A 13,623-nucleotide genomic window follows, 5' to 3' on the forward strand; every position below is an offset into this window, starting at 1 on the left:
CATGACCATCAACACCTCCCGCCGTAGATTTCTGAAAGGTGCCGCTGCTGCCGGTGCCGTCCTGCTGGTTGGCGCACGCCCTGATGGGGCGCTGGCGGCTGCTTCGTCAGAGACCGCTCAATTCAACCCGTTCGTGAAGATCGATGCAGATGGCACTGTAACAGCCATCGTAAAACACTTTGAAAAGGGCCAAGGTCCAGCAACCGGTCTGCCGACGCTGATCGCCGAGGAAATCGGCCTGACCATGGACCAGATCGAATACGAATTCGCGCCATCCAACCCGCAAGTCTATAACAACCTGCTGTTCGGTCCCTTCCAGGGCACTGGCGGATCAACCGCAATGGCGAATTCGTGGATGCAATACCGTCAGGCAGGTGCGGCGGCGCGTGAGATGCTGATCAATGCCGCCGCGCAAAGCTGGGGCCTGGACGCATCCGGCATCACCATTGAGGAAGGTATCGTCAAGGCAGGCGACAAATCGGTCCCAATCGCTGAATTCGTGGCCGCGGCCTCTCAACTGGAGGCCCCGACCGAGCCGCGCCTAAAAGACCCGTCAGAGTTCCGTCTGATCGGCAACGAGACGGTGCGCCGCAAGGATTCGGCAATCAAAGGCAACGGTCAGGCAATGTACGCGATGGACGTCTATCTGCCGAACCAGATGGTCGCCATGATCAAACGGCCCGAATCGAAGGGTGGCATCGCAAGCGGCTTTGACGACAGCGCGTCAAAAGAGGTCAAAGGCTATATCAGTGCCGCCATCCTGCCCAATCAGGCTGGTGTCTCTGTCTATGCCGAAAACACCTGGGCCGCCATTCAGGCGCGCGACGCGCTTGAGGTCGACTGGGACATGTCCGGATCTGAGACCCGCGACTCGGACCAGATCAAGGCCGAAATCATGGCCGCTCTGGACGCCAAAGCGACGTATAACGTGAACAAGGCGGATGTCGCAGCGGTGTCGGCGGCCATTGATGGCGCGGACTCGATCGTTGAAAAGACTTTCTATTTCCCGCTGCTGGCCCACGCGCCGATGGAACCTCTGAACTGCACCATTGAGCAAACTGCCGAAGGTGACATTGTCCTGCACGATGGTGCACAAATGCCGACCGGCCCGCATATGGCCTATCAGCAGATCTTCCAACTGCCGCCAGAAAAGATTCACATCAAGACAATGCTGGCCGGCGGATCCTTTGGGCGGCGGGCGACGCCAGATGCGGATTATCAGGTTGAGGCTGCGCTGGCCTTTGTGGTCACCGACCGCTCGCGCCCGGTCAAACTGGTGTGGACCCGCGAAGATGATATCCGCAGCGGTTACTACCGCCCTGCCTTCGGACACAGGGTTCGCGTTGGCCTGGATGCCGATGGCAAAATCGTCGGCTGGCAGCATCAGGTCGCCGGTCAGTCGGTCATCAAGGGCACACCGTTTGAGGCTGTTGCGGTACATGACGGGGTCGACCACAGCTCTGTCGAGGGCATTGCCGACAGCCCGTATGACATCCCCGGAATGGCCTTGGGTTTAACCGACACCCCCAAGGCAACAACGGTTCTTTGGTGGCGCTCGGTGGGGCACACGCACACCGGGTATGTCATGGAGACAATGATGGATACCGTGGCCGAGGCTGCGGGTCGTGACCCGGTAGAATTCCGTCTGTCCCATCTGGCGGACACCAATAATGCGGATCAGCAACGCAAGGCAGAAGTTCTGAAGCTGGCTGTTGAGAAGGCCGGTTGGGGCAATGCTCCTGCGGGTCGCGCACAAGGTATCGCGGTGCATAAGTCCTTTGGGTCTTATGCCGCACAGGTTGTTGAGGTGTCCGGTGATCCGGAAAACGGCATCAAGATCGAGAAGGTCACATGCGCCGTGGATTGCGGGATTGCCGTGAACCCCGACGTGGTGCGCGCACAGATGGAAGGCGGTATCGGATATGGTATCGGCCACGTCATGCGTGATCAGATCACGCTGACCCAAGGCGCGGTGGACCAGTACAACTTCCCTGATTATGAACCGCTGCGCATCGGCGATATTGCCGAGATTGACGTTCATATCGTGCCTTCCGCCGAAGCCCCCACTGGTGTTGGAGAACCCGGCACACCGCCTTCGGCCCCCGCGCTGGCTAATGCGATCCGGGCGCTTTCCGGCGTGAAAGTCACCACTCTGCCGATGGTGGAAAACGGCGTCAGCTTCGTCTGACGGCCAACCCCGCGCCTGTCCCACTGGACGAGCGCGGGGTTTTTCTCAGTCAAAGAAAATTTGATCAAATTTCGTGACAACAGGTCACTCCTCTATTACACCTCGGGTAGCCAGAGTAATGGAGTCAGTGATGGATCTGAGCGCCCTGCACAGTTTTCGCGTTGCCGCATGTGACCTGAATGGTCAAATGCGAGGCAAGCGTGTGCCGCCCTCTTACGCCGACAAGCTGGACAAAGGCACGCTGCGCATGCCGTTTTCAGCGTTGAATGTCGACCTGTGGGGCGCGGATATCGACGGCAGCCCGCTGGTATTCGAATCCGGTGACGCAGATGGCGTCCTGCTTCCGACTGATCGCGGCCCGGTGCCTGTGCCTTGGCTGGAAACGGAAACCGCACTTGTCCCCATGTGCCTGCATGACGACGAAGGCAACCCGTTTGCTGGCGACCCAAGGCATGCACTTGCCTCTGTTCTTGATCGCTATGCACAACGCGGTTGGTCGGTCATTGCGGCGACAGAGCTGGAGTTCACCTTGCTAGACGCCTCAGGCGCGCATCCGCAACCGCCGGTCAATCCTGTGACCCGGCGACGGCTGGAGGATGAAGCAGTCCTGTCGATGGCAGAAATGGATGCCTTCGATGCGTTCTTCACCGACCTTTATGACGGGTGCGCTGCGATGGGTATTCCCGCGCAAACTGCCATCTCGGAAAGCGGTATTGGCCAGTTCGAAATCAACCTGAATCACCAAAACGCCATGCGCTGTGCCGATGATACATGGCTTTTCAAGGCCTTGGCGCGTGGCCTTGCCCGTAAACACGGGTTCACCGCAACCTTCATGGCGAAACCCTACGCCGATGACGCTGGTAACGGGATGCATGTCCATTTCTCGGTCGTGGATCAACAGGGCCGCAACGTGTTTGACAACGGTGGACCCGATGGCACCGATTTTCTTCGCTGTGCCGTGGCGGGATGCCTGGCCGCGATGCCCGGATGTACGCTTGTCTTTGCACCGCACGGGAATTCATACACGCGTCTGGTCCCGGGCGCGCACGCCCCAACCGGTGCGTGCTGGGCCTATGAAAACCGCACTGCCGCCGTGCGTATTCCCGGTGGCGCTCCGGCTGCGCGGCGGATCGAACACCGCGTCGCCGGTGGGGACATCAACCCCTATCTGATGTTGGCCGCTGTTCTGGGGGGCGCCATGAACGGCATCGAAGATCAGTCGGAACCGCCTGCCCCGATTTCGGGCAATGCCTATGAGATCGACGGGCTGCCGCAATTGGCTGCCGACTGGACCCAAGCCATTGCAGCATTCGAAACAGACCCCAATGTCGCGCGCATCTTTCCGGCCGACCTGATCCGCTATTTCGCCATGACCAAGCGACAGGAAATCAGGCGGTTCGCCGAACGCCCATCCGAAAACCATTGGCTGAGTTATGTCGAAGCCGTATGAGCCCTCTTGCCCGCTCGCATCCGCTGGGCTAGAATAGATTTGATCAAATTTGGTGACCCATGAAAATCGGCATCCTACTGACCGGCCATCCACCTGATGAACTGCAGGACAAATTCAGCGAATATGACGCGATGTTTGCCGCGCTGCTGGACGGCAATGGTTTTACCTACGAAACCTTCGCCGTTGTAGACGGCCAATTCCCCAAGGACGCGTTTCAGGCTGATGGCTGGATCATCACCGGCTCGCGCCATGGCGCGTATGAGGAGCATGCGTGGATACCACCGCTCGAAGATCTGATCCGCGCCATTCAACGCAGCGGTCGCCCGCTGATCGGTGTGTGCTTTGGCCACCAGATCATCGCGCAGGCGCTTGGCGGCAAAGTAGAAAAGTTTACCGGTGGCTGGGCCGTGGGGCGCACCGAATATGACTTGGAAGGCCAATCCGTCACCCTGAATGCCTGGCATCAGGATCAGGTGGTTGAGCTGCCCGAAGGTGCACGTGTGACGGGCTCCAACGACTTTTGCCACAATGCGATGGTAAGTTATGGCGACAACATCTGGACCGTGCAGGCCCACCCGGAATATGGCGATGCCTTTATCCAGGGTCTGATGGAAACACGCGGCAAGGGTGTTGTTCCCGACCCGTTGATGGAAGCTGCCGCTAACCGGCTGCCCGGCCCCGACGACAACGCGACCATCGGACGGCACATGGCAGAATTTCTGAAGAAAGAGAGGGCCTGATGGCCGACTGGACAGAGCAGCTGCCAGAAGCAGCAAGAACCTATATCTCCGGCCACCGGCTGGATGAGGTCGAATGCATCATCTCGGACCTGCCGGGCATTGCGCGCGGCAAGGCCGTACCTGCCAGCAAGTTCGCGCGGCAGACTTATTTCCACCTGCCCGACAGCATCTTTTATCAAACCATCACCGGCGATTGGGGCGAAGCAGCCGGTGAGGACGGGTTCATCGAACGGGACATGATCCTGAAACCTGATTTCTCGACCGTATCTGCCGCGCCGTGGACGGGTGACTGGACATTGCAGGTTATTCACGACGCCTACGATCGGGACGACAACCCGATCCCTTTCAGCCCGCGAAATGTTCTGAAACGCGTCGTGCAACTGTATCACGACAAGGGATGGAAACCGGTCGTAGCACCGGAAATGGAGTTCTTTCTGGTCGCCCCCAATGTCGACCCGGCACAGGGCATCAAACCGATGATGGGCCGTTCGGGTCGTCCGGCAGCCGCGCGGCAGGCCTATTCGATGACCGCGGTGGACGAGTTCGGACCTGTGATCGACGACATCTATGATTTTGCTGAACATCAAGGGTTCGAAATTGACGGCATCACGCAGGAAGGCGGCGCGGGTCAGCTAGAGATTAACCTGCGCCATGGCGACCCGGTCAAGCTGGCTGACGAAGTGTTCTACTTCAAACGTCTGATCCGCGAGGCCGCGCTGCGCCACAACTGCTTTGCTACCTTCATGGCGAAACCGATCGAGGATGAGCCGGGCTCGGCCATGCACATCCACCACTCGATTATCGACATGGAAACAGGCCAGAACATCTTTTCCGGTCCTCAAGGCGGTGAAACGGACGCGTTCTACAACTTCATTGCCGGGTTGCAGAACCACCTGCCAGCTGGCCTGGCCGTGATGGCCCCGTACGTGAATTCCTACCGCCGTTATGTGAAAGACCACGCTGCGCCGATCAATCTGGAATGGGCGCGTGACAATCGCACCACCGGCATTCGCGTACCCCTGTCCGGCCCCGAGGCACGCCGCGTGGAAAACCGGATCGCCGGCATGGATTGCAACCCCTATCTGGGCATCGCGTTGTCTCTGGCCTGTGGTTATCTGGGCCTGACCCAGCAAGAGCGCCCGCGCCGCCAATTCTATGGTGACGCCTATGAAGGCGAAGGTGATATCCCGCATGTTATGGGCAACGCTTTGGACCTGTTTGATGAGGCCACCGCCTTGCACGAAGTTCTGGGCCCTGAGTTCGCCCGCGTCTATGGCATCGTCAAACGGGCCGAATACGAGGAATTCCTGCAGGTCATCTCTCCTTGGGAGCGCGAGCATCTGCTGATGAATGTCTGAGGCACCCGATGAACCTGCTTTATTCCAATGACCGCAAGGCCGAGTACCCGGCCAGCTGGTACGCTGAGACGGCCAATCCGGTGGATCGCTTCCCCGCGCTGTCCAGCGATGTGAAGGCCGATGTTTGCATTGTCGGCGGCGGGTATACCGGCCTGTCCGCCGCATTGCATCTGGCCGAAGCAGGGTTCGATGTTGTTCTGCTTGAGGCGCACCGCGTTGGCTTTGGGGCATCAGGCCGCAATGGCGGTCAGCTGGGCAGTGCGCAGCGGATGGATCAGGAAGACCTTGAACGTCTGGTCGGCGATGATGATGCCGCCAAGCTGTGGGACCTGGCCGAAAACGCAAAAGATCTGGTCAAATCCCTGATTGCGAAACACCAGATCGACTGTGATCTGAAACCCGGCGTGGCCGTTCTGGGGCTCAGCAGCGGTGAGCAGCAAGAGCTTCATGACCACGCTGCCCACCTGTCAGATCGCTACGGCTATGATCAGATAGAGGTTCTGAACGAAGGCGCAGGCCAAGCGCTTTGCCCGTCGCCCACGTATCGTGGGGGATATCTGGATATGGGTGCTGCGCATCTGCACCCTTTGAATTTTGCGCTGGGTCTGGCTCAAGCTGCGGCAAACGCAGGCGTGCGTATCTTTGAAGGCACCGAGGTTTTGGGCGTCGAAGAAACCGCACCGGCGGTGGTGCGAACCTCACAGGGCACGGTAACGGCCGACCACGTTATTCTGGCCTGCAACGGATACCTCGGTGGTCTGAACCGCAAAGTGGCCGCAAAGGTCATGCCTATCAACAATTTCATCGCTGCGACCGAACCGTTGGGCGCGGAATCTGCCCGTGTTCTGACCCGCGACGTCGCCGTTGCTGACACCAAGTTCGTCGTGAACTATTTCCGCCTCAGCGCCGATGGGCGGTTGCTGTTTGGCGGTGGCGAAAGCTATGGCTACCGTTTCCCCAACGACATTGCCGCGACGGTGCGAAAGCCTATGACCGAAATTTTCCCGCATTTGCAAGATGTTAAAATCGATTATGCATGGGGCGGTACGTTGGCGATCACCATGCGCCGGATGCCGTATCTGGTGCGAACCGCGCCGAATGTTCTGTCCGCCTCGGGCTATTCCGGGCACGGGGTCGGCACGGCCACGCATGCGGGTCAACTGATGGCGCTGGCCATCCAGGGGCAAGCCGAAGGGTTTGACACAATGGCCCGTGTCCCCGCCCTGCCCTTTCCAGGAGGCCCTGCCCTGCGCAGCCCGCTGCTGGTGCTTGCGATGACATGGTTCGGTCTGCGGGACCGGTTCGGTTTCTAACATTTAGAAATTTTGACAGATCGGTGAAATTTCGCCTTAGGGGCGAATGAAGGCTTGGATTGCATAATATTTAGCTTTATCTTTCCCAAAGATAGAATTTGGGAAAATCAAATATGACGCTTCCGCCAAACGTTCATGCCGCCGAACCAATCCCCCCAGCAGCAAAAGAAGCCATCGACGCCCTGATGCAGTCAGGCGATCTGTTTCGCTATACCGCGCCGCAGGATGCGCCGGTTGCCTTGCTTGAGGCCGAATTTGCCAAGTTGCTGGGCAGTAAATACGCGCTGGCCGTTTCGTCCTGCTCGGCTGCCCTGTTCCTTTCGCTCAAGGCGCTCGGTCTGCCGCGAGACGCGCGGGTGTTGATCCCGGGCTTTACTTTTGCCGCCGTTCCGTCCTCGGTCGTGCATGCGGACTGCATTCCGGTGCTGTGCGAAGTGGGTGAGAATTATCGCATCGACATGGCGGATTTCGAAGCCAAACTTGACGACGCTCAGGCCGTGATCATCAGCCATATGCGCGGCCACACCTCGGACATGGATGCGATCATGGCGCTGTGTGACGCACGCGACATCCCTGTGATCGAGGACGCGGCACACTCGCTGGGCACAACGTGGCACGGGCGCAATATCGGCACGATCGGCAAGATCGGCTGTTTCTCGTTTCAATCGTACAAGATGATCAACGCGGGCGAAGGCGGTATTCTGATCACCGATGATGCAGATCTGGTGGCGCAAGCCGTGATCATGTCGGGCGCGTACGAACATAACTGGAAGAAACACAAAGGGCCGCAAAGCGACAACTCGCCCGAGTTGGAGCAGGCGTTCGCCCGCTGGCAGAACCAATTGCCGCTCTATAATTTGCGGATGAGCAATCTTAGTGCTGCTGTGATCCGGCCACAAATCCCGGAACTTGCGCGTCGTGTGCGTGATGGCCTGTCCAACCACGACTATGTTGCAGACCGGCTGAATACATCGCCCCATATCGACGTCCCTTCCCCTCTGGAGCCCGAACGCCGGGCACCGGATTCCATACAGTTCAACCTGGTGGACATCGACGACAACGATATCCGCGCCTTCGCTGCGGCGACTGAGGCGCGTGGCGTCAAAGTTCAGGTCTTTGGTCTGAGCCAGGACAACGCCCGCGCATTCTGGAATTGGCAATTCCTGCCGGAAAAGTTCGAGCTACCGCAAACTCGCGCAATGCTTATGAAGGCCTGCGATGTCCGGTTGCCTGTGCGCCTGACGCGCGAAGAGCTGGATGTGATTTCGGATATCCTGCTGGCGTCTGTGGGCGAGGTTACAGGCCCGGTTCCGGTGTACGGAACCTGACGAAAACTAGGGTCCAAGGTCAAAAAGATCGACCGGCAGAAACAGTGCTGTGATCCCCTTAGGGGTTGCAGCCACGCGGGATAGGATGCCGACAACCTGCAATCCAGTGTCCATCTCGACCAACAAGGGCGCACCAGAATCCCCCATCATGACAGGACATGTCGCCAGCAAAACCCCGCTTGAATGGCGGCGCGGCTGGCAGGTCTTTGTTTTGCTCAGCACATGGGGCCGGATACCGGGATACCCCGCAACAAACGTGCTAGTGGCGCTATCATCCCCCAGCGGCAGATAGCCGGCTTGCTGCCCAATCGGTGCACTGAGTTCCAGAACCGCCCAATCCAAGTTTGCTCTGTCATCAAACCGGCCTTCAACGCCCTGTTCAGGATGAACCCGATACGCTTTCACTCCTGAAACCACAGCAGCTTCTCCGCGCTGATACCCGGCGGCAAAACGGATGCTTGAGGCTGGAATCCACCGCTGACGCGGTGTGTTGTACAGGCAATGCGCCGCGGTCAGGACAAGGTTGTCCGAAACAAGAACCCCGGTGCAGTGAGACTTTTGATCCCGACTGGCAAAATTAACACGTCCAATCGTGCGCCACGGTGGCTGATCGGCCGCAAGAATTTCGCGTGCACGAATCGCGTCACATCCGGCCTCGGCCCGTGTCCCCAATGTACAAATTTGGGACCACTGGCCTGAGAAATTGCCCTGCGCCAGCGCGGGTTGCGTCCAAAGTATCGTGATACTCAGGATCAACCAGCGCATCTTTGGCCGCGTCAGTTAAGCTTGGACAGCTTTTGCTGCAGTTCCGCCAACTGTTTTTTGATGTCGTCCAAATCTTCCTTGGGCTCGGATTTGGCGTCATCGTCTTTGTTCGGGCCGGACCATCCGCCGGACAGACCACCAGTCATAGCTTTCAGGAATGCTTGCTGCTGGGCCTGCATTGCATCAAACCCCGGCATCTGAGACATCGGATTCATCGCACTCATGTTTTCCATCATCTTGCTCTGGTTTTCCCGCAGCATCTCGAATGAGCTTTGCAGGAATTGCGGCATCACACCGCCACCCGGCAACATGTAGCTGCGCACCAGATCGTTCAGCACATTGACCGGCAGCACATTTTCGCCGCGGCTTTCGTGTTCAGCAATAATTTGCAGCAGATATTGCCGCGTCAGATCATCACCAGATTTAAGGTCAATGATCTGCACTTCGCGCCCGTCCCGAATAAATGACGCGATATCTTCAAGTGTGACGTAGTCACTGGTCTCGGTGTTATACAGCCGACGGCTGGCATAACGTTTGATCAACAGTGGTTTTTCTTGTTCCGACACCGTTTACCCTCCCCAAGGATGATGCATTGCAGCAGAGATTATGCGAGCGCAGCACAAAAAGAAAGGGCAGGTCTTTCGACCTGCCCTGCGCGATAGCACCGATTGGGAGGAGTGGGTGCGCCTCGCGGCGTTTGCTTACTTGGCGGCAGTTGCTTTCTTGGCAGCTGCTGTCACGTCGTTGGTGGCTTTTTTGACAGCCGCGGTTGTGTCTTCGGCTACGTCTTTGCCAGCTGCCATAAGCAACTCAACGGTTTCGGACTGAACTTTTTTCGCGATCTCTGCGAAGGCTGCCATGTTTTCAGCTGCAACTTCAGCCGATGCGCTGGCGAAGTCGGTTGCTGCCTTGGCGTAGTCTGCAGGCTCTGCCTTGGCTTTCGACATCTCGGTCAGCTTGGCCAGGGTGTCCTTGGTCCATTTGTTCGAGATCTCCGCCGACTTTTCAGCCGCTTCCAGTGCAACACCCGACAGCTTTTCGTTCAGCGTCGCGGTCGATTTGAAAGCACCTTCCAGAGCGGTGGTGTCAACGGGGAACGCGCCCATAACGTCTTTCAGGGTCGCGGTGAAGTCTTGCGTCTTTGCCATTGTCCTAAATCCTTTTGCCGAACCGAGCCCACCCCGGTTTTCATCAGCTTGAGGACAATATGGATGCTGCAATGCGGCATTGCAAGATTTTTATTGCTGCGCTGCGGCATAATTCTGCAAGGCGCATTGAAATCAAATACTTGCCTTGACTCGCACATAGGTCCCAGGCGCCGAAGCCAGGGCAGGATGGGCCGAATCGCCGGTCGCACGCGCGGGCACCTGTTTACCCGACCGCTTCTTCAGCCAGGCCTCCCACCGGGGCCACCAGGAGCCTTCGTGATACGTGGCCTCTTTCAACCAGGTCTCCGGATCTGCCTTAAGGTCGGTGTTGGTATAGTGACCGTATTTCTTTTTGCTGGGCGGGTTCACGATGCCCGCAATATGCCCCGACTCCGAGACGATGAAGGTCTTCGACCGCGAACCCATCTGCTGCACCCCGCGATAACACGCCTTCCACGCCGCGATGTGATCCGTCTCACAGGTGATAGCCATCAGGGGCACGTCCACGTCGTGCACATGCAGCTTATGCCCCAGCAGTTCGAACCCGTCGGTGACAAAGTCATTGCGCTGGCACAAGCCGCGCAGGTACTGGACCGCCATGCGGCCGGGCAGATTGGCCCCATCCCCGTTCCAGAACAGCAAATCGAACGCGGGCGGTGTCTCGCCCATCATATAGCTGCGGATCGCAGGCCCATAGATCAGATCCTTTGATCGCAGAAACGACATCGTACGCCCGATGATCCACGCTTTTAGAACACCGTCCTCCGAGATCTGATCCTCAATCCCGTCCACAAAGTCGTTCTGCAGGAAGGGCGTGAACTCACCCTGATCGCCAAAATCGGTTAGGGCCGTGAAGAACGTGGCCGATTTGATCGACTTGTCGCCGCGCTGCTTGAGCAGCGACAGTGTCAGGCTCAGCGTGGTGCCCGCGATGCAGTAACCGACAGCGTTGACCTGTTTGACCTTGCAGATCGATTTGACCTCTTCGATCGCGGTCAGGAATCCGTCCTGGATATAATCCTCCATGCCGATATCGGCATGGGATTCATCGGCGTTCACCCAGCTAACCACAAACAGGGTATAACCTTGCTCGGTCACCCATTTGATCAAGCTGTTCTGCGCCTTAAGATCCAGAATGTAGAACTTGTTGATCCACGGCGGGAACAACACCAGCGGCGTTTCGTGCACCGTCTCGGTCGCAGGCTTGTACTGGATCAGCTCCATCAACCGGTTGCGATAGACCACATCGCCGGGCGTCGTCGCGATATTGCCACCCACCTCAAAGGCGCTGTCATCGGCCAGCTTAACCACCATCTCGCCGTCATTGGCCTCGAGATCGGCCACCAGGTTTTCCAAACCTTGGATCAGTGACTGGCCCTCCGTCTCGACCGCCTTTTCCAGCGCATCCGGATTGGTCGCCAGAAAGTTCGTCGGCGACATCATATCGATGATCTGCTGCGAGAAGAACGCCAGCCGCTGCTTGTCCTTCACTTCCAGATCCTCGACCGAGGCCACCGCCTGCGAAATCGCTTCGGCATTTGTCTGATACTGCTGACGGATGAATTTGAAATACGGATTGGTCTCCCACAAAGGGTTGGAAAACCGCTTGTCCCGGGGTCCGGATGCGGCCTCTTCTGCCTCGCTGCCCACCAGCGCCTGCTGCGCCTCGGCAAAGTTCATAACAGACTGACCCCAGAACTCGATCTGCTGCTCCATAAGCCGCGCGGGATTTTGCATCGCTTCAGCCCAATACGCCGATGCTGCCTTTGCATAAAGCTCTTGATTCGGACCGTCCAAAGCAGGGTTATGTCCCTTCTTTCCCGACATCGCATCAACAAGTCGCTTCGAAAGCTCCTCCACCTTGTCCATATTTTCTTTAAGCCTCTCAAGGTGTTCCGGGGATAGCTCCGGCGTCCGGTGTTCACTTGTTGTCATTTTAACAATTCCCCCTTAACCTCGCTGCTACGCAGAATAATCGTCGTGGGCTTGGGGAGCAAAGCGACGAATGGTCCGACACTCACACCGGCAGCCAGGAGGCCCCCTATATGCGCTACATGATGACCTACGACCTTATGGAAACCATGCGCAACACGAACCAATGGATGGGGGCAACGGCCAGTGCTATGGCGTCTTACCCACTGTTTTCCATGATACCCAATCCTGCGTTCAGCATGATGGCTGCATGGGGCGAAGTGACCGAGCGCACGTTTCAGCGCATGATCGCAAAGCCGGACTGGGGTATTCGAACGTTCACGTGTGAGGATGGCAAAGACCACCTTGTTGATATTGTTCCCGTAATGGAGCGCCCATTTGGCGACCTGATCCATATTCGCGTCAATGGACGCGAAGAACAACCCCGCAAGGTGCTGCTGGTGGCGCCAATGTCCGGCCACTACGCGACTTTGTTGCGTTCCACGGTCAAAAGTCTGCTGGTCAATTGTGAGGTTTACGTAACCGATTGGCATAATGCGCGTGATATTCCCGTTTCCGAAGGCAAGTTCGATGTCGAGGACTACACGCTGTATCTTGTCGATTTTATGAAAGAGCTGGGCCCGGACACTCATGTTGTAGCCATTTGCCAGCCCGCCCCTCTGACGCTTGCCGCAACCGCTTATCTGGCCGAGGTCGAGCCCAAGGCCCAGCCAAACACATTGACCCTGATCGGTGGTCCGGTTGACCCTGATGCAACCCCGACCGACGTGACCGATTTCGGACGTCGTGTGACCATGGGACAGCTGGAAGAAACAATGATCCAGCGCGTCGGCTTCAAATACAAAGGCGTCGGCCGCATGGTATATCCAGGCTTGCTGCAATTGGCGTCCTTCATGTCGATGAACGGGGATCGCCACTCCAAAGCGTTCACCGATCAGATCCAGCGCGTAATGCGAGGCGAAGCGTCCGATCACGATGCGCATAACCGCTTTTACGATGAATACCTGGCGGTCATGGACATGCCCGCCGAGTTTTACCTTTCCACGGTCGAGCGCGTGTTCAAAGACCGCGAGATCGCCCGCAATGAGTTCGTTGTCGCAGGTCACAAGGTCGATATCGGCAAAATCACCGATGTTGCGGTAAAAACGGTTGAAGGCGCAAATGACGATATCTCGGCACCCGGCCAGTGTATTGCCGCGCTTGAACTCTGCACCGGTTTGCCGGATGCAAAAAAGGCAAGCCACGTCGAACCCGGCGCGGGTCACTATGGCATTTTTGCAGGCCGCAGCTGGCGGGATAACATCCGGCCGCTTGTGATTGACTTCATGAATGCAAATACGCGCAAACCAAAGCGTCGCGCCGCAAACAAAAACAAAGTGGCTTAAAAATCATGAGCAGGAA

General features: G+C 57.7%; 11 protein-coding genes. 7 read left to right on the top strand and 4 right to left on the bottom strand.

Annotated features, from left to right (window positions below):
* The first annotated feature begins 1 nt into the window (after window position 1).
* From DK510_RS21710 to DK510_RS21735, 6 genes are all read left to right on the top strand, one after another.
* Window positions 2-2,188 carry a xanthine dehydrogenase family protein molybdopterin-binding subunit gene (locus tag DK510_RS21710; protein ID WP_109313893.1) on the top strand — a complete coding sequence of 729 codons (2,187 nt, stop codon included), beginning with the start codon at window positions 2-4 and terminating at the stop codon, window positions 2,186-2,188.
* A gap of 130 nt (window positions 2,189-2,318) precedes the next feature.
* A complete protein-coding gene (locus tag DK510_RS21715; protein WP_109313988.1) occupies window positions 2,319-3,638 on the top strand; it encodes a glutamine synthetase family protein in 1,320 nt (439 codons plus the stop codon).
* Between the two features lie 59 nt (window positions 3,639-3,697).
* Window positions 3,698-4,378: a type 1 glutamine amidotransferase gene (locus tag DK510_RS21720; RefSeq protein WP_109313894.1), complete on the top strand. Its 681-nt coding sequence runs from the start codon at window positions 3,698-3,700 to the stop codon at window positions 4,376-4,378.
* Window positions 4,378-5,736, top strand: coding sequence for a glutamine synthetase family protein (locus tag DK510_RS21725; RefSeq protein ID WP_109313895.1), 1,359 nt, complete (start codon window positions 4,378-4,380; stop codon window positions 5,734-5,736). Before DK510_RS21720 ends, DK510_RS21725 begins: the two co-directional genes overlap by 1 nt.
* An 8-nt stretch (window positions 5,737-5,744) precedes the next feature.
* Window positions 5,745-7,049 carry an FAD-binding oxidoreductase gene (locus tag DK510_RS21730; RefSeq protein WP_109313896.1) on the top strand — a complete coding sequence of 435 codons (1,305 nt, stop codon included), beginning with the start codon at window positions 5,745-5,747 and terminating at the stop codon, window positions 7,047-7,049.
* 113 nt (window positions 7,050-7,162) lie between these two features.
* Window positions 7,163-8,377, top strand: a complete 1,215-nt coding sequence (locus DK510_RS21735) for a DegT/DnrJ/EryC1/StrS aminotransferase family protein (RefSeq protein WP_109313897.1) — start codon at window positions 7,163-7,165, stop codon at window positions 8,375-8,377.
* Window positions 8,378-8,383: 6 nt separating this feature from the next.
* Here DK510_RS21735 and DK510_RS21740 read toward each other — a convergent pair whose 3' ends face one another.
* The 4 genes from DK510_RS21740 to DK510_RS21755 form a co-directional block, all read right to left on the bottom strand.
* A complete protein-coding gene (locus tag DK510_RS21740) occupies window positions 8,384-9,142 on the bottom strand; it encodes a serine protease (RefSeq protein WP_109313898.1) in 759 nt (252 codons plus the stop codon).
* Window positions 9,143-9,153: 11 nt separating this feature from the next.
* Window positions 9,154-9,708, bottom strand: coding sequence for a polyhydroxyalkanoate synthesis repressor PhaR (gene phaR, locus DK510_RS21745; RefSeq protein ID WP_109313899.1), 555 nt, complete (start codon window positions 9,706-9,708; stop codon window positions 9,154-9,156).
* A gap of 135 nt (window positions 9,709-9,843) precedes the next feature.
* On the bottom strand, window positions 9,844-10,290 hold the full coding sequence (locus DK510_RS21750) for a phasin family protein (RefSeq protein WP_058274073.1): 447 nt from the start codon (window positions 10,288-10,290) through the stop codon (window positions 9,844-9,846).
* 132 nt (window positions 10,291-10,422) lie between these two features.
* On the bottom strand, window positions 10,423-12,225 hold the full coding sequence (locus tag DK510_RS21755; RefSeq protein ID WP_109313900.1) for an alpha/beta hydrolase: 1,803 nt from the start codon (window positions 12,223-12,225) through the stop codon (window positions 10,423-10,425).
* A gap of 110 nt (window positions 12,226-12,335) precedes the next feature.
* On the opposite strand from DK510_RS21755, the gene phaZ reads away from it, so the two are divergent.
* Window positions 12,336-13,607 (top strand): polyhydroxyalkanoate depolymerase, encoded by a 1,272-nt coding sequence (gene phaZ, locus DK510_RS21760; RefSeq protein WP_109313901.1) that lies wholly within the window; start codon window positions 12,336-12,338, stop codon window positions 13,605-13,607.
* The last annotated feature ends 16 nt before the right edge of the window (window positions 13,608-13,623 follow it).

The organism is Ruegeria sp. AU67, assembly GCF_900312795.1.
Taxonomy (GTDB): domain Bacteria; phylum Pseudomonadota; class Alphaproteobacteria; order Rhodobacterales; family Rhodobacteraceae; genus Ruegeria; species Ruegeria atlantica.